Source organism: Geoglobus acetivorans, from assembly GCF_039641995.1.
Lineage (GTDB): Archaea > Halobacteriota > Archaeoglobi > Archaeoglobales > Archaeoglobaceae > Geoglobus > Geoglobus acetivorans.
The window spans coordinates 1,773,170-1,792,002 of the sequence record NZ_CP087714.1; the positions used below are offsets into that span (position 1 = coordinate 1,773,170).

At 47.2% G+C, this 18,833-nt stretch carries 23 protein-coding genes, 1 pseudogene and 1 CRISPR repeat array; of the genes and pseudogenes, 17 read left to right on the forward strand and 7 right to left on the reverse strand.

All coding sequences use genetic code 11. From position 1 onward, the window contains the following. Window position 1: 1 nt before the first annotated feature. Both LPQ35_RS10415 and LPQ35_RS10420 read left to right on the forward strand, forming a co-directional pair. Window positions 2-196 carry a hypothetical protein gene (locus tag LPQ35_RS10415; protein WP_193807133.1) on the forward strand — a complete coding sequence of 65 codons (195 nt, stop codon included), beginning with the start codon at window positions 2-4 and terminating at the stop codon, window positions 194-196. Then, window positions 193-1,089, forward strand: coding sequence for a dihydroorotate dehydrogenase (locus tag LPQ35_RS10420; protein ID WP_193807132.1), 897 nt, complete (start codon window positions 193-195; stop codon window positions 1,087-1,089). Before LPQ35_RS10415 ends, LPQ35_RS10420 begins: the two co-directional genes overlap by 4 nt. A 67-nt stretch (window positions 1,090-1,156) precedes the next feature. Here LPQ35_RS10420 and LPQ35_RS10425 read toward each other — a convergent pair whose 3' ends face one another. After that, window positions 1,157-2,044: an MBL fold metallo-hydrolase gene (locus LPQ35_RS10425; protein WP_193807131.1), complete on the reverse strand. Its 888-nt coding sequence runs from the start codon at window positions 2,042-2,044 to the stop codon at window positions 1,157-1,159. Between the two features lie 157 nt (window positions 2,045-2,201). Here LPQ35_RS10425 and LPQ35_RS10430 point away from each other — a divergent pair, with 157 nt between their 5' ends. The 3 genes from LPQ35_RS10430 to LPQ35_RS10440 all read left to right on the forward strand — a co-directional run bounded on the left by LPQ35_RS10430 (window position 2,202) and on the right by LPQ35_RS10440 (window position 4,205). Next, a complete protein-coding gene (locus LPQ35_RS10430; protein ID WP_346297641.1) occupies window positions 2,202-3,668 on the forward strand; it encodes a sodium-dependent transporter in 1,467 nt (488 codons plus the stop codon). Then, a complete protein-coding gene (locus tag LPQ35_RS10435) occupies window positions 3,658-3,759 on the forward strand; it encodes a MetS family NSS transporter small subunit (RefSeq protein WP_148305912.1) in 102 nt (33 codons plus the stop codon). The genes LPQ35_RS10430 and LPQ35_RS10435 overlap by 11 nt, the downstream gene beginning before the upstream one ends. A gap of 116 nt (window positions 3,760-3,875) precedes the next feature. Next, window positions 3,876-4,205: a hypothetical protein gene (locus LPQ35_RS10440; protein WP_193807129.1), complete on the forward strand. Its 330-nt coding sequence runs from the start codon at window positions 3,876-3,878 to the stop codon at window positions 4,203-4,205. A 254-nt stretch (window positions 4,206-4,459) separates the two neighbouring features. On the opposite strand, the gene LPQ35_RS10445 is transcribed toward LPQ35_RS10440, so the two are convergent. After that, window positions 4,460-4,747 carry a hypothetical protein gene (locus tag LPQ35_RS10445; protein ID WP_193807127.1) on the reverse strand — a complete coding sequence of 96 codons (288 nt, stop codon included), beginning with the start codon at window positions 4,745-4,747 and terminating at the stop codon, window positions 4,460-4,462. 179 nt (window positions 4,748-4,926) lie between these two features. After that, window positions 4,927-5,595: a CRISPR direct-repeat array (repeat unit 30 nt; unit sequence CTTTCAATCCCTTAAAGGTCTGATTTCAAC). 442 nt (window positions 5,596-6,037) lie between these two features. Between LPQ35_RS10445 and LPQ35_RS10450 the strand changes: the two genes are divergently transcribed. Both LPQ35_RS10450 and LPQ35_RS10455 read left to right on the forward strand, forming a co-directional pair. Next, window positions 6,038-6,214, forward strand: a complete 177-nt coding sequence (locus LPQ35_RS10450; protein WP_193807552.1) for a winged helix-turn-helix transcriptional regulator — start codon at window positions 6,038-6,040, stop codon at window positions 6,212-6,214. 47 nt (window positions 6,215-6,261) lie between these two features. Then, window positions 6,262-6,867 (forward strand): hypothetical protein, encoded by a 606-nt coding sequence (locus LPQ35_RS10455; RefSeq protein WP_193807125.1) that lies wholly within the window; start codon window positions 6,262-6,264, stop codon window positions 6,865-6,867. On the opposite strand, the gene LPQ35_RS10460 is transcribed toward LPQ35_RS10455, so the two are convergent. From LPQ35_RS10460 to LPQ35_RS10470, 3 genes are read right to left on the reverse strand one after another with little or no spacing between them, the layout of a single operon-like run. Further along, the gene (locus LPQ35_RS10460; protein WP_193807123.1) at window positions 6,857-7,237 is read right to left on the reverse strand and encodes a YkgJ family cysteine cluster protein; all 381 of its coding nucleotides are present in this window, start codon (window positions 7,235-7,237) and stop codon (window positions 6,857-6,859) included. The genes LPQ35_RS10455 and LPQ35_RS10460 overlap by 11 nt on opposite strands. Beyond that, a complete protein-coding gene (locus LPQ35_RS10465; protein WP_193807121.1) occupies window positions 7,212-8,378 on the reverse strand; it encodes an asparagine synthase-related protein in 1,167 nt (388 codons plus the stop codon). Before LPQ35_RS10465 ends, LPQ35_RS10460 begins: the two co-directional genes overlap by 26 nt. After that, window positions 8,369-8,530 carry a hypothetical protein gene (locus LPQ35_RS10470; RefSeq protein WP_193807119.1) on the reverse strand — a complete coding sequence of 54 codons (162 nt, stop codon included), beginning with the start codon at window positions 8,528-8,530 and terminating at the stop codon, window positions 8,369-8,371. The genes LPQ35_RS10465 and LPQ35_RS10470 overlap by 10 nt, the downstream gene beginning before the upstream one ends. Before the next feature lie 195 nt (window positions 8,531-8,725). Between LPQ35_RS10470 and LPQ35_RS10475 the strand changes: the two genes are divergently transcribed. The 8 genes and pseudogenes from LPQ35_RS10475 (at window position 8,726) to LPQ35_RS10510 (ending at window position 13,873) form a co-directional block, all read left to right on the forward strand. After that, the gene (locus LPQ35_RS10475; RefSeq protein ID WP_193807117.1) at window positions 8,726-9,142 is read left to right on the forward strand and encodes a cobalamin-dependent protein; all 417 of its coding nucleotides are present in this window, start codon (window positions 8,726-8,728) and stop codon (window positions 9,140-9,142) included. Then, entirely contained in the window at window positions 9,139-9,543 is a 405-nt protein-coding gene (mce, locus tag LPQ35_RS10480; protein WP_193807115.1) for a methylmalonyl-CoA epimerase, read from the forward strand. Before LPQ35_RS10475 ends, mce begins: the two co-directional genes overlap by 4 nt. Continuing rightward, the gene (locus LPQ35_RS10485; RefSeq protein ID WP_193807113.1) at window positions 9,540-11,096 is read left to right on the forward strand and encodes a carboxyl transferase domain-containing protein; all 1,557 of its coding nucleotides are present in this window, start codon (window positions 9,540-9,542) and stop codon (window positions 11,094-11,096) included. Before mce ends, LPQ35_RS10485 begins: the two co-directional genes overlap by 4 nt. Before the next feature lie 11 nt (window positions 11,097-11,107). Then, window positions 11,108-11,239, forward strand: a complete 132-nt coding sequence (locus LPQ35_RS10490) for a hypothetical protein (RefSeq protein WP_346297642.1) — start codon at window positions 11,108-11,110, stop codon at window positions 11,237-11,239. Window positions 11,240-11,242: 3 nt separating this feature from the next. Beyond that, the gene (locus tag LPQ35_RS10495) at window positions 11,243-11,635 is read left to right on the forward strand and encodes a biotin/lipoyl-containing protein (protein ID WP_193807110.1); all 393 of its coding nucleotides are present in this window, start codon (window positions 11,243-11,245) and stop codon (window positions 11,633-11,635) included. Between the two features lie 12 nt (window positions 11,636-11,647). After that, a complete protein-coding gene (locus LPQ35_RS10500) occupies window positions 11,648-13,294 on the forward strand; it encodes a methylmalonyl-CoA mutase family protein (protein WP_193807108.1) in 1,647 nt (548 codons plus the stop codon). A 90-nt stretch (window positions 13,295-13,384) separates the two neighbouring features. Continuing rightward, window positions 13,385-13,546, forward strand: a pseudogene (locus LPQ35_RS11210) (DUF445 domain-containing protein); the annotation flags it as partial. 72 nt (window positions 13,547-13,618) lie between these two features. Then, entirely contained in the window at window positions 13,619-13,873 is a 255-nt protein-coding gene (locus LPQ35_RS10510; RefSeq protein ID WP_052400206.1) for a DUF445 family protein, read from the forward strand. On the opposite strand, the gene LPQ35_RS10515 is transcribed toward LPQ35_RS10510, so the two are convergent. Next, window positions 13,829-14,401 carry a methyltransferase domain-containing protein gene (locus LPQ35_RS10515; protein ID WP_193807106.1) on the reverse strand — a complete coding sequence of 191 codons (573 nt, stop codon included), beginning with the start codon at window positions 14,399-14,401 and terminating at the stop codon, window positions 13,829-13,831. The genes LPQ35_RS10510 and LPQ35_RS10515 overlap by 45 nt on opposite strands. Before the next feature lie 87 nt (window positions 14,402-14,488). Next, window positions 14,489-15,523: a nicotinate mononucleotide-dependent phosphoribosyltransferase CobT gene (gene cobT / locus LPQ35_RS10520; RefSeq protein ID WP_193807103.1), complete on the reverse strand. Its 1,035-nt coding sequence runs from the start codon at window positions 15,521-15,523 to the stop codon at window positions 14,489-14,491. 114 nt (window positions 15,524-15,637) lie between these two features. Between cobT and LPQ35_RS10525 the strand changes: the two genes are divergently transcribed. Both LPQ35_RS10525 and LPQ35_RS10530 read left to right on the forward strand, forming a co-directional pair. Continuing rightward, on the forward strand, window positions 15,638-17,983 hold the full coding sequence (locus LPQ35_RS10525; protein ID WP_193807101.1) for a DNA polymerase domain-containing protein: 2,346 nt from the start codon (window positions 15,638-15,640) through the stop codon (window positions 17,981-17,983). A 1-nt stretch (window position 17,984) separates the two neighbouring features. Next, on the forward strand, window positions 17,985-18,746 hold the full coding sequence (locus LPQ35_RS10530; protein ID WP_193807099.1) for an MBL fold metallo-hydrolase: 762 nt from the start codon (window positions 17,985-17,987) through the stop codon (window positions 18,744-18,746). Window positions 18,747-18,833 lie beyond the last annotated feature (87 nt).

Consider the following 18,833-nt stretch of genomic DNA (forward strand, 5'->3'; position numbering starts at 1 on the left):
GATGGAGATTGAAAAACTGAAGCACCTCCTACAGCACTGGATTGATCACAATAACGAGCATGTCTCCAAATACTTGGAATGGGCAGAAAAGATTGAAGATGAATATCCTGATGTTTCACAGAAGATTAAGGAGAGCATAGAATTTTTTGAGAGCGGTAATCTGAAGCTTAAAGAGGCGTTTGAGCTGATAAGATGAGAGAGGCATTGAAGATAAATCTGGCGGGAATCGAAATGAGAAACCCGCTGATGCTTTCGAGCGGGGTTATGGGCAGCTTTGCCACATCTCTGAACAGGCTCTCCGAGCATGCCGGAGCGGTGGTTACGAAAAGCGTGGGGCTTGAACCTGTGGAGGGCTACAGAAATCCTGCCGTGATCAACTACTCCCACGGGCTGATAAATGCTGTAGGGCTTTCCTCACCCGGGGCAAGGGCTTTTGCAGAGGAACTTGAAGATTACGTGTTTTACGCTCCGCTCGTGGTGAGCCTCTTCGCCTCAACACCCGAGGAATTTGCAGAGCTTGTGAGCTATTTCCCGTTCGCAGATGGCTTCGAGCTAAATCTCAGCTGTCCCCACGCGAAAAATGTTGGGCTTGCGGTGGGCAGTGATCCTGACCTCGTTTACGAGATTGTCAGGGCTGTGAAGAAGCGAACCACCAAGCCGGTTTTTGCCAAGCTCTCTCCGAATGTCAGAGACATCGTCGAAATCGGCAAGGCGGCTGAAGAGGGGAAAGCGGACGGTGTTGTGGCGATCAACACCCTGAAAGGTATGAAAATAGACATATTCGCAAAAAGGCCGATTCTGAGCAACGTGAGCGGGGGAGTGAGTGGAGAGGGGATTAAACCCATCGCCGTAAAATGCGTCTGGGACCTTTACGAGGAACTGAGCATACCTGTCATCGGCTCTGGAGGGGTTACAAGCTGGAAGGATGTCATAGAATTCATGCTTGCCGGGGCAACTGCGGTACAGATAGGTTCAGCGCTCTACTACTCCAACAGGATTTTCTACAGCCTTGAAGAGAGTCTGATAGCATACACGAGAATGACAGGAGAAAGGCTGGAGGACATTGTTGGGATGGCGCACAGGTCATAGCTTTCGAAGTTTCATGGATTGTATTCAAATGCACGTTTGCACTGTCTCGTCCTGCAATGCCAGATGTTCAGGAAACTCTCACCCAGTACACCGTGCCGTCAAACTCCGCCCGAATGTCTCCCCTGTTGTACAGGTAGCTGAGGTAGGCTTTCAGCGTGGCGAGCATTAAGCTGTATTCTGTGAAGTTGTTCAGCCTTATTTCAAACTCTGAACATAGCTTTGCCAGAATTTCATCTGTTGTGCCTTTGCTGATGGAGAGAAGGAATTCCTCCACACGTTCGATGACGTCCAGATTCAAATCGACAAGAGGAGTGATATCTTCTGCCGGTTCTGCATGACACGGTATGTAACGTTCAAAGCTGCTTTTTTCAAGGAATGACAGCGTCTCTCTCTGTTTTTCTATGTCCATGAACAGTGGAATTCTGTACTTTTCCACAACTCTTTCGGAAAACACAGCGTCTGCACAGTAAAGCACCCCATCAACTTCAACACCAATCTGTCCCGGAGAATGCCCGGGAAGCGGAACTGTGGTGACTTTTGTCTTTCCAAAGTCGAGTTCAATCCGGCTGTCAGCGTTTATAACATTGTCCACTCTTGATGGTCTGGCCATGAGGAAGCGGTTCATCATCTCGTTCACGGGATGGGCGGAGAACAGGTAGAGGGGTTCGAGGTAGGGGTATTGAATGATTCCCGCCTCGACTTCTGGGGCATAGACTCTTGCGTCTGTCCTGCTCACCAGGTAACTGTTTCCACCGAAGTGGTCCGCATGTGAGTGGGTGTTGATCACTGCCTCAAGCTTTAAACCGTTCTTTTCGAGAAGCTTCAGTATTTTCCTGCCTGACTCCCTGTCCAGACCGGTATCGACGAGGATTGCAGTATCCTTACTTCGGACAACTCCAACGTTTGTGGGACCGGGAATGAAGCAGGCACGGTCAGAGACCTGCACGAGCTTCATGGAAAAAATTGCATATCCTTCTATTTAAGCCATTCCGGATCATCCATTCCTCAAAGCCAGCGCAGTCCTGAACATGCCGTTTGCAACAATTTATCATTTCAGATACTTTTTTCAGCAACTGCGCATTTTTGCGACAAAATATCAAGGAGGTGGTTGCTTGCAGAGAGAGCACTGGGCCACGAGAGCGGGATTCGTTCTCGCTGCAGTGGGATCGGCCATAGGTCTCGGTAACATCTGGAGATTTGGATACCTGGTTTACAAGAATGGTGGTGGGGCGTTTCTGATTCCGTATTTTGTTGCGCTTTTTATTGCGGGAATAAGCCTGATGATTCTTGAGTTTGCGCTCGGCCACAGGTTCAGGGCAAGCGCCCCACAGGCGTTGAGAGCAATAAATAAAAAATTCGAGTGGATCGGCTGGTGGGCCGTTGTGGGTGGAATGATAATCACGATGTACTACTCTGTGGTGATTGCCTGGGCCTTAGTTTACTTCACCAAGGCATTCACCCTCGCATGGGGCGCTGAGACGAAAGCGTACTACTTTGGACAGATCCTGCAGCTCACCGACTCGCCCTGGAACTTTGGAGGGTTTGCTGTCGAGGTTCTTGTGGCAACCGCAGTTGTCTGGGCGCTCAACTGGTTCATAGACTTCAGGGGAGTTAGGAAGGGTATCGAAAAGGCTAACATGGTTCTGATGCCACTCCTGTGGATTCTGGCCATAATCCTTGTCGTCAGAGCACTGACCCTGCCCGGGGCGATTGAGGGCATAGAATGGTACCTCAAGCCCGACTTCTCAAAGCTTGCAGACTACAACATCTGGCTTTCGGCATTTGGTCAGATATTCTTCACCCTCAGTCTCGGAATGGGTATAATGATTGCTTATGCCAGCTATCTGCCCGAGAAAAGCGACATTGCTAACAACGCCTTCATTGTTGCGCTTGCGAACTGTGCCTTCAGCTTCCTCATCGGCTTTGCGATATTCGGCACCCTCGGCTACATGGCATACGCAACGGGAAGCGAGATTGGTGATGTTGTCGCACAGTCCATAGGTCTCGCGTTCGTTGTTTTCCCGCAGGCCCTCAACATGCTTCCTGCCCTTAAAGTGTTCACGGCTGTGGTGTTCTTCCTTGCACTGGTCGTTGCCGGACTCTCGTCATCCATTTCCCTCGTCGAGGCTGTTGTTGCAGCGGTGATGGACAGGTTCGGCATTGAAAGGAGGAAGGCTGTGAACCTCGTCGTTGGAATCGGATTCCTGGGCAGTCTGCTCTACACGACGAAGGCAGGTCTGTACTGGCTCGACATTGTCGACCACTTCGTGAACTACTACGGCCTCGTGCTTGTTGGGCTGCTTGAGGTCATAGCTGTTGCGTGGTTCTTCGACCTCGGAAAGATCAGGGAACACATAAACGCAGTGTCGGAGATAAAGGTGGGTTCCTGGTGGAACTTTGCAGTGAAGTTTGCCGTGCCCGCAATTCTGCTGGTTCTGCTTGGCTTTGACATAGCCGGCAATTTAAAGGAGCCTTACGGAGGTTATCCCGTCAACGCCCTGCTTGCGGGCTTTGGTGTAATCCTTGCAGGAATGCTGGTCTCGGCACTGCTCTCATGGAGGGGTAGAGATGTCTCCTGATGCAATAGCGATGGGCCTTTTTGGATTCGCCGTGCTGTATGGCGGGCTGGCTTACTTCCTGTACAGGGCGATGAAAGCCGAGAAGGTGTAAATTTTCTATTTATTTTTTGTTTTTGTGGATTCTGGAGATTTTTAAAACATCTGATACATTGTGTGGTTTTACCTGTGTACTGGGGGGTTGAAAAGTAATAAATATACCGGAAAAGAATGGAGATTGTGGGATGGAAGATCGTGCTGAAGCACGAGAACGGAATTGACAGGGTTGAAATCACAGGTGTCGGAGAGGATCCTCACAAACCTGAGGAGATCCTAACAACCTTTAGGGGGAGGAACGGAAAAGCTGTTCTTGAAAAGATCCTTGAGGGTGTCAGGAAGGGAGTTCCAGTTATAGTTCCTGCGTTATCGGACAGAGATCTTTATGCTTATTCCTATCACGCTGGCAGAATTGCGGATGAAGACCCAAGATGGAAGTTTGAATCAAACCTGCCTGAGATAAGTATTTCAGAAGAGGAAGATGGAGAAATGTTGATTACCTGAACTGTTAATATTTGAGAGGTTAGCTGTTTCCAGCCTCTTTCACTCTCTTAAAAATCAAATTTTTAGCCATGTTTTGAATTGTGCATAACTCGAGATTGAGAGAAGAGAGTTGAGCCAATATGTCAAAATTCTATTCAATGATTACGTCATGTGGTAGAAGTTCCAGTGAAGTTCTTTTTGCTTATGATCACATTGATGACCATGTTTGCTGTTTTATCTGCTATCTATGCTTCAGAAGTATTAATTTGGTGACATTAATTTGGTGACTTATTTTTTTTAAGTTTTTCAGCATTGTAGAACCTCCAAGCTCCATGTAATAAGTACGCCGCACCTACTATTACAAACATGATGGACCAGAGCCAATAGTTCGGAGTTGGTGGTTGCAGCGACAATCCAACAGCGTAAATAACAAATCCGAATCCTATAGACATCGCACCAATCCCAATTGAAACTTCTGTGGATGACTTTAGCTCTCTTTTAAGTTCTTCGAATCTATTATCCAGCTCCTCAAGATACTTCTCGAATATTTCCTCATTTTTCATATATGTCTCTTTGAAAATAACCCGGATAAAAAGGTACTGATGACTCTACAACTCATCAGACAATCGATATAATAAATCCAAACCTTCTCAGCAAAATTTTTACACCATCCGCAGGCTTAGTTAGACTGCGTGGTTTCATTAATATCGGTTAATTCGGCTTATTCCAGTAAGAGAAATTACTTTCAATCCCTTAAAGGTCTGATTTCAACGAGCTGGCCACAACTCACCAGCCACACTCGACGAAGCTTTCAATCCCTTAAAGGTCTGATTTCAACGAGCTGGCCACAACTCACCAGCCACACTCGACGAAGCTTTCAATCCCTTAAAGGTCTGATTTCAACCAGCTGGAGCACCCACACATTTGCGCTCGTACTTCTCGGTGCTTTCAATCCCTTAAAGGTCTGATTTCAACACAGCGTGAGGTTCACGTAGGTCTGCGGGTCTATAACGACTTTCAATCCCTTAAAGGTCTGATTTCAACCAGTTACATTCAGGGTCAGGTACGACACCCCAAATGGCTTTCAATCCCTTAAAGGTCTGATTTCAACTTTCTCAGCATCGCAAATAGGGTTGCCCAAGAATTCGACTTTCAATCCCTTAAAGGTCTGATTTCAACGGAGAGCCGGGTGGTGAGTCTGAGGGAGGCGATGGACCCTTTCAATCCCTTAAAGGTCTGATTTCAACTGCGTGGAACAGAACTGCATCATTCGTGATTGAATCAACCTTTCAATCCCTTAAAGGTCTGATTTCAACGAGGAAGTCTATTCTGAGATCACTGAGGTTGCCTTCACTGGATGAAGTTGAAGCTGGGCTGAAGGCTTTCAATCCCTTAAAGGTCTGATTTCAACCTCCGGTAATATTCCCCCAAATTCCTTTAAAAAGCTTTCTTCTCGCTTCTTTCATTTAAATACTGCAGCGAACCCCCAGTGATGCAGGTCATTTATAACGTTATGCGACTTTTATTCCGGAGTTTGTTTTTGAATTCGGGTTATTTAGAAGGTTCTATTCTGAAATTGATTAATTCTGTCTGGGGAGAGAAGGGAGATAAAAATAATCTGGCCCGAATTCTGGAAAGAAGGAAGTGAAAATTAAAAGGTTTTACTATAAAAATGATGGATTAAAAGATTTGCGACGGTCTTAAAAAGTTCTGTTGCGGTAGTGGCGGCACCAGAATTTGTTGAGCTGGAAATTGCGGGATATGAGCGTGAGTTACTGACTCTCATTTCTAATTCGCATTTTGTAAGGAAAAGTTTAAATTCCGAAAAGAATTATTCAGAAATGGTGATAGAAATGTCTGAGGAAAAAATTATAGAGGTTTTGAAGAATGCCGGCAGGCCACTGAAAACTGCAGAAATCGCAGAGCTTGCTGGAATGGACAGCAAAGAAGTTTCGAAGATTATAAGCAAGCTCAAAAAAGAGGGTAAGATTGCAAGCCCGAAAAGATGCTACTATTCCGTTCAATCCTAATTTCTTAGGGGAAATCTGGATATATTCAGTATCCGCAATTTTATTTTGTGAAGTCCCTCATCCCAAAAATGCACGGTGCAACGTCAATATGGCTGTCGGCTCTCCTGGTCTCGGCATTTAAGTTGGAGCCGCTTGAATTTTTGGCCTCAGTCTCACTAATCTTTGCCATCGCTTCAGGTCACAATATTGTTTTCAAAGGTATTAAATCACGGGTCGATTATGCCGTGGTTCTGATTTTCGCAACACTCGCCGGAATTACAGCGCTGAACAATCCGTATATTGCCCTGTACGCAGTTCCTTTTGCCCTTTCTGTTGCATTTCGAAGGGATTTCAGGAAGTATGTTGTTTTTGCATCCATTCTGACGACCCTGCCCGCAGCTTACATTGCAAACCCGAAAACAATCATTCTGTTCATCTCGTTTGCCTTTGCATCTGTTCTTGTCGCAGATTCGAGAATATATTCTGACAGAAGAACCCTTATTGCTGGAATTGTGGTGTTTTCTCTGATCTCTGCCCTTGTGGACAACAGACTCATTCCGTTCACTTTCCTGCTCGCCATCCCTGAGGTTCTTGACTTCAAAACTAAAACTCTCGGCCTGTATCTTCTGGCAATCCTTTTGAGTTTTTCAGCAGTCCTTGTTTTTATGGGATGAACCCGTAGATATCTTTTATGTGCTTGATGAGCGTTCTTTCGACTCTCTTTATCTTCGACACAGGGATTTCTGCTGCTGATGGGCAGAAATCGTGAACCACTGCTCTTTTTTTATCCACATCATAAACGACCGGATACAGTCTGCACCCGAGAGGTCTGCTATCGTATATGCTGCATTGGCCATCTTTCAAAAAGAGACACTTTCCATCTATGTTCCTGAGAATTCGCACACCATCAACTTCGACGCTGAAATCATTTCTGTCATAACCGAGAGATTCGATCCTTTTCAGGTCTCTTTCGCTGAGCTGCATCTCTGTTTCAACACAGCATTCGTGGCATCCCTTATCAGTGCAGTTCAGCCTGATCTCCATGCATCCCCCTCAGAAAATCCCCAAGTTCAGCTTTGTAGGATTTTGCCACCTTCTCGAGCATTTTATAGGTGTTCGTGGAATACTGAATCGCCTTTTTACTTGCATAGGCGAGTTCGGTCGGAATGTACCTTCTTGCAAGTTCCCTCAGGAAATACTTCCTGATCACTCTTCCGCTCTCCCTGTATATTTTGAATTCAACAGGTATCGAGAGAGCAGATTCTATGATATCGAAATCAAGGTAAGGTGTGTGGAGCTTCATCTCGTTGATGTAGGACAGCTTTGCATCTCTCACAAGATTGTTGTCTCCGATGTTGAGTATATCCTCTAGCAGAGCCTTTTCCAGGCTTTTTCCAATAAGGTTCTCGTACCTCTTGTACCCTCCGAAAAGCTCATCCGCTCCCTGACCGAATACAATTTCAGTAAATCCGAGGGATTTTGCATAGTTCATTGAGAGGTATATCGGCAGGGCTATTGAGACCTGCAGAGGGTTGGAAGTCTCGATTGCGGTTATCACCGCGGGGAGAGTGTTCTTTAGTGTCTCCAAGTCGAACCTGAATATGTCCACATCTTTTCCAAGAAGTCTGGCAGCATCTTTAATTCTTTTTTCCTCTGCCTTGGAGGCTGTAACAGCAATAAGCGGCACATCGTAGAAATATGCAAGGAACGACGAATCGATTCCGCCCGAAAAACTCAGGCATGCGTTCCCAAACTTCTTTTTTTCAAGAGATTCAATTATCCTCTCCTCGATAACGGGTTTATCAAATTCACCGGGTTTTATCACTTCGAAAAATTCAGTGATTTCCTGGAATATCACCTCTCCATCGTATCCCAGCTCGAGATATTCACCCGGCAGGACCTCTCTGAATTCAGGCACGAATTTTTTGAAGTTTGAAACTGCAAGGCGATCGTTGTAGTACAGTGGTTTGGAGCCGAGAATGTCCCTTGTTAGGATAACTCTGTCGGACTTAAACGAAACTGCGTAAAACAGCCCCCTGTGATTTTTCACGATATCTCTGTTTATTTCGGTGTTTTCGACTCCTTCGTAGAAGGATAAACCACGCTGTTTCGTTGGATACCTTTGTTCGACTCCCAGACCATTCAGTTTTCCGTTCTGGATGGTTGGGCTTATGACTATGGACATTTTACTGTGCTATCTTGAAATCCGGGTATATTAATTTTTGCAAGACCTGCCACACTTATCCCGGTGTAAAAACACAGAATTGACTTTTCAGAATTGCAAACTTTTGGGTTGCACACGGGATTTGATGCTGCTGCAGTGATGTATATTTCCATGTCAAACTGATCCTGTAACTTTTTTAATTCTTCAGGCCTGGATGGGCGGAAATCTGCTGGAGCGGAGATATTCCAGTGGAAAAGGTGGGGTGGGGGGTAGAAGCTTACAAGAACGTAATTTTTCGAAAGGTATATATGAATTTCAAGTGGAATTTTCGTGGCATATCATGTAAAATAACTGCCGGAGGTGTCTGTATGGAGAAAAAAATCAGAGTTCTTATTGCAAAACCGGGTCTTGATGGTCATGACAGGGGTGCAAAAGTGATTGCAAGGGCTTTGAGGGATGCCGGTTTTGAGGTCATATACACCGGAATAAGAAGGACGCCTGAAGAAATTGCCGAGACAGCTCTGCAGGAAGACGTGGATGTTATCGGTCTCAGCATCCTGAGTGGAGCACATCTTGAATTGATCCCCCTCATAATGGATGAGCTGAGGAAGAGGGGAATAGAACCCAACAGAGATATTGTCGTTCTCGTTGGAGGAATAATCCCTCCGGAAGATATACCTAAGCTGAAGGAAATGGGCGTTGCTGAGGTTTTCATACCCGGCACGCCGATGTATGAGATTATAGACTTCATTAAGAGGAGTGCAGGTGAAAAGGTGATAGCATGAGTTTTGAAATCAGGAAAATTGATCATATCGGTATTGCGGTAAAAAGTCTGGATGAGGCTGTAGAGCTTTACAGAAAGCTCGGTTTCGAGGTTAAGGATATTGAGGAAGTGCCGGAGCAGAAGGTAAGGGTTGCAATGCTGCCAGCTGGCGAAAGCAAAATAGAACTTCTCGAGGCAACCTCTCCGGAGAGTGCGATTGCAAAACATGTCGAGAAAAGAGGGGAAGGCATTCAGCACATAGCGATCAACGTCTCAAACATTGAGGAAGCAATAGAGAATGCGAAGAGAAATGGCCTTCAGGTCATCGACGAAAAGCCGAGGATCGGTGCTGGAGGAAAGAAGGTTGCGTTTGTCCATCCAAAAAGCACGAAGGGCGTTTTGCTGGAATTCGTGGAGGGATGAAATTGAGAAGGGAGCTTATTGAGGAACTCTACAGGAGGAGGGAAAAGTTACTGCAGATGGGAGGAGAGCAGAGAGTAAAGAAGCAGCACGATGCGGGGAAGCTGACCGCAAGAGAGAGGATTGAGGCGTTTCTCGATCCCGGGAGCTTCGTGGAGATAAACCCGTTTGTTGAAAAAAGAAATACTGATTTCGGTCTTGATAAGGCCGAGATTCCAGCTGACGGTGTCGTGACAGGTTATGGAACAGTAGATGGAAGACCGGTTGCAGTTTTCGCCCAGGACTTTACGGTGATGGGTGGCAGCCTTGGAGAGATGCACGGATTTAAGATAGCATATCTCCTAGACTTTGCGATGAAGGTCGGAATACCGGTTATCGGGCTTAACGACTCGGGTGGAGCGAGGATACAGGAGGGTGTGGATGCCCTCAAGGGATACGGAGACATATTCTACAGGAATACTCTTGCAAGTGGTGTTATACCTCAGATAAGTGTCATAATGGGGCCATGTGCTGGTGGTGCCGTTTACAGTCCAGCAATCGGAGATTTCATCGTCATGACAAAAAACAAGTCATGCTACATGTTCATCACCGGGCCGCAGGTTATCAAGACTGTAACGGGAGAGGATGTAACTCCTCAGGAACTCGGTGGCTGGGAGGCCCATGCTGCCAAGAGCGGTAATGCACATCTTGTTGCCGAAGACGACATGCACGCAGCACAGCTTGTGAGGAAACTGATCAGTTATCTGCCCCTGAACAACCTGGAAGACCCTCCCGTTGTTGATACCGGCGACAATCCTGCGAGGACAACTCCTGAAATCTATGATATCATTCCCGACGATCCGAACAAGCCCTATGATGTGAGAGACGTTATCAGAGCGGTAGTGGATAATGGCGAATTCTTCGAAATTCACGAGATGTTCGCTCCGAATGCAACCGTTGGATTTGCCAGGATGGACGGAAAGACTGTCGGTATCGTGGCCAACAACCCCAAGTTCTATGCAGGCACCCTCGACGTCAACAGCAGCGATAAGATTGCAAGATTTGTCAGATTCTGCGATGCGTTCAACATACCGATACTGACTTTTGTTGACGTTCCGGGCTATCTTCCTGGAGTTCAGCAGGAGTACGGCGGTATTATAAGGCACGGCGCAAAAATCCTGTATGCTTACAGTGAGGCCACAGTTCCGCTCGTTACTCTGATTCTGAGAAAGGCCTATGGAGGTGCGTATCTCGCTATGGGCAGCAAGCATCTTGGTGCGGACGTAGTTTACGCCTATCCTACTGCTGAAATTGCTGTGATGGGTCCGGAAGGAGCTGCGGAAATTGTTTTCAGAAAGGAAATAGCGAATGCTGAAGATCCTGAGAAGGTCAGGCAGGAAAAGGTTCAGGAGTACAGAGACAGATTTGCAAACCCCTACCGAGCGGCTGCGAGAGGATATATTGACGATGTGATCGATCCAAAGTTCACGAGGGTGAAAATAATCTCGGCCCTGAGAGTTCTGGACACCAAGAGGGAGAAGCTCCCTCCCAAGAAGCACGGCAACATACCCCTGTGAGGTGTTGCGATATGAATGCTGAGGAGTTTCTTGCTGCCATAACCGCCATTCACAGATACATTGAGGATCACTCCGAAAAGCCCGTGGAGATCAGGAGAGATGTCAGCTACTGGAAAATAGTTTCAAGAGTGCCGGGGTGGTGAATCTTGGCCAGATATGCAGTTACGGTTAACGGGAGAAAGTATGAGGTTGATGTGGAGGAGATAGCTCCAGGAAAATTCAGGGTAAATGTAAACGGTAAGGAAGAAGTAATCGAAATGGTCGAGGAAAGAAGGCAGCTTCAGGCTGTGGAACCTCAGGTTTCAGCTTCACCAGTCAAAGCAGCCGGGGGAGAGGTAAAGGCCGAGATGTCCGGCACGATTGTGCGAATTCTGAAGAACGAGGGGGAGGAGATCAGGAAGGGAGATCCCGTGATCGTCCTTGAGGCAATGAAGATGGAAAACGAGATCGTGGCACCTTCTGACGGCAGGCTTTCGAAAATCTTTGTTAAGGAAGGAGACAAGGTTCAGGCAGGTTCTGAACTTTTCGCTGTATCCTGAGGAGGTGTTTGCATGAACAAAAGAGAATGGGAGGAGAAATACGTTAAACCTCTCCTCGAAAAAGCTCCTGAAAGGAAAAAGGTATTCAGGACAGCAAGTGGTTTTGAGGTTGACAGGGTTTACACCCCCGAAGATGTCAGCATCGATTATGAAAGCAAACTCGGTTATCCCGGAGCTTACCCGTTCACGAGGGGAATTTACCCCACAATGTATCGTGGAAGAGTATGGACAATGAGACAGTATGCCGGTTTTGGAACGGCAGAGGAGACGAATAAGAGGTACAAGTATCTGCTTGAGCAGGGTCAGACCGGACTGAGCGTTGCCTTCGACCTTCCCACCCAGATAGGTTACGACAGCGACAGCCCGATGGCTCTTGGAGAGGTCGGAAAGGTTGGCGTTGCCATTGACACGATAGAGGACATGCAGATTCTGTTTGATGGAATTCCCCTCGACAAGGTTTCGACCTCCATGACGATCAATTCGACTGCAGCACAGCTCCTGAGCATGTACATAAGCGTTGCCGAGTCGCAGGGCGTCGACAGGAAGGTTCTGAGAGGAACCGTTCAGAACGACATGCTGAAAGAATACATTGCGAGAGGAACCTACATCTTCCCGCCTGAGCCGAGCCTGAGGCTTGCAACGGATATCATAATGTTCTGCGCAAAGGAGGTACCGAAGTGGAATTCGATCAGCATTTCGGGATATCACATGGAGGAGGCTGGGGCCACACCTGTACAGGAGGTTGCATTCACGCTTGCAGACGGAATAGAGTACGTTCAGAGAGTAATTGACAGAGGTATGGATGTTGACACCTTTGCTCCGAGACTCAGCTTCTTCTTCGCAGCAGGAAACAACCTGCTTGAAGAGGTTGCGAAGTTCAGGGCTGCAAGAAGAATCTGGGCAAGAATCATGAGGGAAAGGTTTGGGGCGAAAAATCCAAGGTCAATGATGCTCAGGTTCCACGTCCAGACTGCCGGGTGCACCTTAACGGCTCAGCAGCCTGAAAACAACATAATCAGGGTTACACTGCAGGCTCTTGCCGCCGTTCTCGGAGGGACGCAGAGCCTGCATACCAACAGCTATGATGAGGCTCTGAGCCTTCCGACCGAGAAGGCTGTGAGAATCGCACTCAGGACTCAGCAGATCATAGCTGAGGAGAGTGGGGTGGCTGATGTTGCAGATCCGCTTGGTGGGGCATACTATGTCGAGTGGCTCACTGAGAGGATAGAGGAGGAGGCGATGAAGTACATCGAGAAGATTGACGAGATGGGTGGCGTCATAAAGGCCATTGAGAGTGGATACATCCAGAGGGAAATACAGAAGTCTGCCTATGAGAAGCAGAAGGCGATTGACGAGGGCGAGCTTACAGTCGTCGGAGTTAACAAGTACAGAATCGATGAGGAGCTGAACGTCGAAATTCTCAGAATAGACAAGGAGATGGTTCAGAAGCAGATCGACAGGCTTAAAAGGTTCAGGGAAACCAGAGACAGGAGCAAAATGGAGGAAGCGCTCACCAAACTCAAGAAAGCAGCGGAGAATCCCGACGAGAACCTGATGCCGTACATTCTCGAGGCGGTAAGGGCCAGAGCCACCCTCGGGGAGATAACAGACGCTTTGAGAGAGGCGTTTGGTGAGTACAGAGCCCCGCAGATATTCTGAGGTGGTTTTCTGGAGGACATATATTTATTTTTTATCCCTCCTCTTCTCGGAGCGTTCATAGGCTACCTGACAAACGTTGTCGCTGTAAAGCTGCTTTTCCATCCAAAAAAACCAATAAGGATTCTGGGATTCAGGATACAGGGTTTAATTCCGGCCAAAAGTGAGGAATTTGCTCACAGAATAATCGATGTTTTTGAAGAATACGTTGGCAGGGAAGAGTTCAGGGAGCTTATTGAGGAGGCGATTGAAAAAACGATCAGGGAGTCGAGACTTTTCAGGATTCTGTCAAACTCGGCAGTTATTGCCATTCTGGAGAGATACGGAGTGGTTGACCGAATTTCGGACCAGATTGAGGACCTGCTGTCAAAAACACAGGTTATGGCGAGCAAGGTGATAGTGGAAAACATTGACTTCAGAAAATTCCTCGAGCGGAAAATTGCGGAGTTCAGTGAGGAGGAAGCTGAATACGTGTTCAAAAAGCTGGCGAAAAACGAGATGAGATTCATAGAGATTTCGGGAGCAATCCTGGGGTTTTTAATCGGGCTTGTTCAGAGCATCTTTTTCATTATAGCCCATTAATGTGTAATGGTGACTGTAAATGGGTAGCCTTTCAGTGAACCTGAAATTCTCTCTCAACGCATTTTCCATCTCTTTTTCGTCAATCCTCTCTTCAACAGGCGGCCCATAATCCATTTCGATTTTTTTCCATTCGATAATGCAGACGACTTTTGCCTTTGAAGCCCACTTCAGGAATCCTTTCCAGTCATCCACCTCATGCAGGACATTGGAGAACAAAACGAAATCTACAGGAAAATCAAATTCATGTGGCGTTTCAGAGAGTATTATTCCCACGTTTTTTATCTTTAACATCTCAAGCTCGCCCCTCAGTGCCTCGATCATTTCTCTGTTTGCCTCTACTGCATAAACTCTTTTGAAGTGCTTTGCGAGGGGGATGGTGAAGTATCCAGGCCCTGCACCATAGTCAACTGCGTTCTCTCTGGACTGCACTCTTCTGATAACTTCTCTCTCGAAGACATCTACAGGGAGAATTTTCTTTCTTTTTTCACTCTTCAGATCTTCCGGCTTTCCTGAAAACCTGTGGGGCATCAGCAGGATATGTGCAGTGTCTAATAAAAATGTTCTCGTGTTCAGCTGCTGGATGGGAAAGGCGGGCAGATTTAAAAAATGAAGTGTTCAGGTCTGTTTCCTGACCTGCTCTATTATGATCTCATAATCTCTCTCCACTTCACTCAAAAACTGTTTCATGGTATAACCGTTCTTGTAGGCGAGGAGTGTGGCACCTCCCGCTCCAACTCCTTCCTTCACGAACCCCTCAGTATAGGCTCTGAGCCCGGGTTTCGAGGATTCGCCAAGTCCCGGATCACTTGCTATGACGTCCACGGCAGAAATCTCAGAAATGCTGGCTGTTGCGTCGTCGGCAACGTATGTTGTTGTTGCGAGATAGATCTCGCTGCTCTCATCTATTCTCCTGATTATCTGGGAGGCTGCAGCCATCTGAGTGCCACCTGCAAGAACAACCGGTTTTTCTGCGCCTGTTGAAATACCTGCTACTGCCAGCAGAACTGGGTCACCGACCTCTGCGAGAATTTCTATCGGGTCATCGCTCTCCACCCTTCTCACGGCTTTTTCAATAACCTCTCTTTTTATGTTTACGGGATTCTGGGGCATGCTGGACGAAACGGCAGGATCCAGTCCAAGTGCCTTCAGAACAGCTCCTGCCGTTGTTGTTCCGGCAGGGATGCTCTCACCAATCATCAGCACGTCAAAAGCCTTTGAAATTTCTTTTCCTATAATCCGGGCATACTCAAAAGCCTCCATTGCCGAATCCATGCTGAAGGCGCTTTGTTCTGCAATGTTGTTTCCCACAGGTGCGTTAATGGTGTAGTGTGGTATTTTTGGTTTCACCATAAGTCCCGCATCGACGACAAACAGCGGGACTTTGAGCAGCCTCAGGGCAGTGTATGTAATCAGTGCCGGAGTTGGCTTTCCGTCTGGAGTTGCGGGTGGAAACGGAATACTCTTGCACTGTCCGTAATGCAGGAGTTCTGCATCGGCCGGAGGAGTGAACTTAATCAGGTCTGGATTTTCTCCTGCAGCAGTGATTCCCGGAATTTCCGCAGTTCTTGTATTGCCGATGCACAGAACGAAACCCACGTTTCCATTCAGCACATCTGAAAAGTCATTTCCCTTAACAACCCTGTAGCTCATGGATTCTGTGAGGATTTCTGGCATTATAACTGTTTTTTTTGTATTACAATTGTAATACTCAATTGCATTAGGGCCATGAAAGGGTTAAATAGTATCCCGCCAACAATTCCCTGAATGGAAGGCTGGCTCATTGATGCAGATTATGTTACTGAGGCAGGAAGGGCAGTGGTAAGACTGTGGTGCAGGGACGAGGAAGGAGTATTTGTTGTGCATGACCGGAACTTCACACCTTACTTTTACGTCATCCCTTACCGGGATTTTGACCCGATGGATGTTTCGGTAGAGTCCAGAGGGAAGGAGATAGCCCCTCTAAAGGTGGAAAAAGCCAGGAAAAAGATTTTTGGCCGGGAAACCGAGGTTTATGTGGTTTACGCCCACCATCCCCAGGATGTCCCAAAGCTGAGAGAGGCTTTCAGGGACTACGGTGATGTGAGGGAAGCAGACATTCCCTTTGCATACAGGTATCTGATAGATAGGGACCTTGCTTGTATGGATGGTGTAAGGGTTGAGGGCGAGGTCAGGCAGGAGAAGGGGCTGAGGGTTGTTGATGCGGAGACTGTTGAGAGAATCAGAAAGAAGACGTTTCCCAGCCTGAAGGTTCTCGCATTTGACTGTGAGATGCTCACCGAATTCGGGATGGCCGATGCCGAGAAGGACCCGATAATTATCATCGGAGTCAAGATGGGCGATTATGAGGAAATCATACACGGTGAGGAGAGGGAGATAATAGCCAGATTTGTAAAGGTGATAAGAGAACTGGACCCCGACATTATCGTTGGCTACAATCAGGACGGCTTTGACTGGCCGTATTTAAAAAAGAGGGCTGAAAAACTCTCCGTTAAACTTTCGATCGGCAGGGACGGTAGTGAACTGACATTCAGGGGTGGCAGACCGAAAATTACCGGACGACTGAATGTTGACCTTTACGATCTGGCGATGAGACTGGATGTTAAGGTCAAAAAGCTTGAAAACGTGGCCGAATTTCTGGGCAGGAAGGTGGAAATTGCAGACATAGAGGCGAAGGACATCTACCGCAGGTGGACCTCTGGAGATAAGGAGAGTGTGTTCAGATACTCGAGACAGGACATACTGAACACCTATTTCATAGCTGAAGAGCTTCTTCCCATGCATTACGAGCTTTCCAGGATGGTCAGGCTCCCAGTGGACGACATCACAAGGATTGGCAGGGGGAAGCAGGTTGACTGGTTGCTTCTGAGTGAAGCGTACAGGCTGAATGAACTCGCACCAAATCCCAGAGAAATGGATGAGGGCTACGAGGGGGCATTTGTTCTTGAACCGGTCAGGGGTCTGCATGAGAACGTTTACTGCCTGGATTTCGCTTCGATGTATCCTTCAATAATGATTGCCTACAACATCTCACCCGACACCTATGTTTCGGGAGCATGTGATGACTGTTTTGTTGCGCCTGAGGTGAACCACAGGTTCAGAAAACAGCCGGATGGCTTTTTCAAGAGAATTCTCCAGGACCTGATCAGAAGGAGGCGTGAGGTGAAGGCGACGATGAGCAAAACAGACAGAGACAGCATCGATTACAGACTTCTCGACATAAAGCAGCAGACGCTCAAGATCCTCACTAACTCGTTTTACGGATACACCGGATGGAGCGGGGCAAGGTGGTACTGCAGAGCATGTGCTGAGGCAACCACTGCCTGGGGCAGGCACTTTATCAAAAAATCCGCAGAGATTGCCAGGAGCATGGGGTTTGAGGTGCTTTACGGCGACACGGATTCGCTTTTTGTCAAGAAGGACGATGGGCCTGCGGATAGTGGGGAAGTGGAGGAACTGATAAAGCGCATTTCGAGGGAGATACCAATCACCATAGAGGTCGATGAAATCTACCGGACAATATTCTTCGTTGAAAAGAAAAGGTACGCGGGGCTAACATCGGACGGGAGGCTCGTTGTCAAGGGTCTTGAGGTCAGGAGAGGGGACTGGTGCGAGCTTGCAAAGGAAACTCAGAGAAGCGTTATAGAGATAATCCTGAAGGAAACGAATCCTGAAAAAGCTCTCAAATATGTTAGAGAGGTGATAGGCAGAATCAAGTCGGGGGACTATCCCCTTGAAAAGTACATCATTTACAAGGGACTGACAAGAAAGCCCTCTAGGTATGAGAGCGTTCAGGCACACGTCAAGGCTGCCAAGAGAGGAATGGAACTTGGTTATCATTACCCTGTAGGCACGAAGGTGGGATTCGTGGTTGTTGAAGGTTCCGGCAACATCGGAGACAGGGCTTACCCACTCGAACTGATTGAAAGCTTTGATGGAGAGCTTGTTGAGCTAAAAACCAAACTCGGCAACGAGAAGAGGAGGATTGATAAAGAATACTACATAAATAACCAGATCATCCCGAGTGTTTTGAGGATACTCGAGAGGTTTGGATACAACGAGCTGACAATAAAGGGAAATACACAAAAAACCCTTGACTCATTCTTTGGCTGATATGCTTGCAACCGAAAGAATTGGGGACGTGGAGAGGATTGAAGTAGGGGCAGAAGTTGAGGGCAGAGTTGTATTCACAACGTCCTTTTACGTTTATTCAGACCTCGTTTTTGATTCGGGATGTTCAAATGTGAGGGGCGAGGTGGCTGAATGGCTGAAGAAGCGTGACTTTCAGGCTGTTTATCTGACCCACCACCATGAAGACCACTCCGGAAATGCGGGACTGTTTGATGTGATCCATTCAGGAAAAGCCACGGCAGAAATTCTTTCCTCAGGGTTTGAGATTCCGGACTATCGGAAGCTGGTATGGGGCGAGGTTGAACATATTCCCGCCGAGAGATTCAGGGAACCCGACATAGAGTTTGTTTACACTCCGGGACATTCTCAGGATCATGTTGTCTACCTTCTGGATGACTATGCCTTTATCGGGGATCTGATTGCAGCGAAGAGAGTTTTCGTGGCTCTGAGGTACGAGAGGTATGTTCAGACCATTGAATCCCTTGAGAGGTTGCTCAGCCATGATTTCGAGGTTGCCTTTGGAGGGCATGGGATATACCGCAGAGAAGAGGTCGAGGAGTATCTGGGTTACCTGAGAGGGTTGAGACAGAGATGTCTGGAGCTTTACGAAAGTGGAAAGTCGTACATGGAAATCTATGCTGAGGTTTTCGGAGAGCCGGGCGAAAGGGCAATGTTGTTTGAAAAGTTTAGCGGAGGGGAGTGGTCAAGAGAAAATCTCGTAAAATCGCTTATAGGTATCCAGTAGTTATTCTTTGAGGAGCTAATCATCATTTACTCTTTGAAACGAGTATGTTCTCAGCATGATATTTTGGAAAATCTATACGCCTCACCA

What these genes read in the sequence shown, in the direction of transcription:
- LPQ35_RS10415 (WP_193807133.1), top strand. Translation starts at nt 2, where the DNA reads ATGGAGATTGAAAAACTGAAGCACCTCCTACAGCACTGGATTGATCAC.
- LPQ35_RS10420 (WP_193807132.1), top strand. Translation starts at nt 193, where the DNA reads ATGAGAGAGGCATTGAAGATAAATCTGGCGGGAATCGAAATGAGAAAC.
- LPQ35_RS10425 (WP_193807131.1), bottom strand. Translation starts at nt 2,044, where the DNA reads ATGAAGCTCGTGCAGGTCTCTGACCGTGCCTGCTTCATTCCCGGTCCC.
- LPQ35_RS10435 (WP_148305912.1), top strand. Translation starts at nt 3,658, where the DNA reads ATGTCTCCTGATGCAATAGCGATGGGCCTTTTTGGATTCGCCGTGCTG.
- LPQ35_RS10440 (WP_193807129.1), top strand. Translation starts at nt 3,876, where the DNA reads ATGGAGATTGTGGGATGGAAGATCGTGCTGAAGCACGAGAACGGAATT.
- LPQ35_RS10445 (WP_193807127.1), bottom strand. Translation starts at nt 4,747, where the DNA reads ATGAAAAATGAGGAAATATTCGAGAAGTATCTTGAGGAGCTGGATAAT.
- LPQ35_RS10450 (WP_193807552.1), top strand. Translation starts at nt 6,038, where the DNA reads ATGTCTGAGGAAAAAATTATAGAGGTTTTGAAGAATGCCGGCAGGCCA.
- LPQ35_RS10460 (WP_193807123.1), bottom strand. Translation starts at nt 7,237, where the DNA reads ATGGAGATCAGGCTGAACTGCACTGATAAGGGATGCCACGAATGCTGT.
- LPQ35_RS10465 (WP_193807121.1), bottom strand. Translation starts at nt 8,378, where the DNA reads ATGTCCATAGTCATAAGCCCAACCATCCAGAACGGAAAACTGAATGGT.
- LPQ35_RS10470 (WP_193807119.1), bottom strand. Translation starts at nt 8,530, where the DNA reads ATGGAAATATACATCACTGCAGCAGCATCAAATCCCGTGTGCAACCCA.
- LPQ35_RS10475 (WP_193807117.1), top strand. Translation starts at nt 8,726, where the DNA reads ATGGAGAAAAAAATCAGAGTTCTTATTGCAAAACCGGGTCTTGATGGT.
- mce (WP_193807115.1), top strand. Translation starts at nt 9,139, where the DNA reads ATGAGTTTTGAAATCAGGAAAATTGATCATATCGGTATTGCGGTAAAA.
- LPQ35_RS10485 (WP_193807113.1), top strand. Translation starts at nt 9,540, where the DNA reads ATGAAATTGAGAAGGGAGCTTATTGAGGAACTCTACAGGAGGAGGGAA.
- LPQ35_RS10490 (WP_346297642.1), top strand. Translation starts at nt 11,108, where the DNA reads ATGAATGCTGAGGAGTTTCTTGCTGCCATAACCGCCATTCACAGATAC.
- LPQ35_RS10500 (WP_193807108.1), top strand. Translation starts at nt 11,648, where the DNA reads ATGAACAAAAGAGAATGGGAGGAGAAATACGTTAAACCTCTCCTCGAA.
- LPQ35_RS10515 (WP_193807106.1), bottom strand. Translation starts at nt 14,401, where the DNA reads ATGCCCCACAGGTTTTCAGGAAAGCCGGAAGATCTGAAGAGTGAAAAA.
- cobT (WP_193807103.1), bottom strand. Translation starts at nt 15,523, where the DNA reads ATGAGCTACAGGGTTGTTAAGGGAAATGACTTTTCAGATGTGCTGAAT.
- LPQ35_RS10525 (WP_193807101.1), top strand. Translation starts at nt 15,638, where the DNA reads ATGGAAGGCTGGCTCATTGATGCAGATTATGTTACTGAGGCAGGAAGG.
- LPQ35_RS10530 (WP_193807099.1), top strand. Translation starts at nt 17,985, where the DNA reads ATGCTTGCAACCGAAAGAATTGGGGACGTGGAGAGGATTGAAGTAGGG.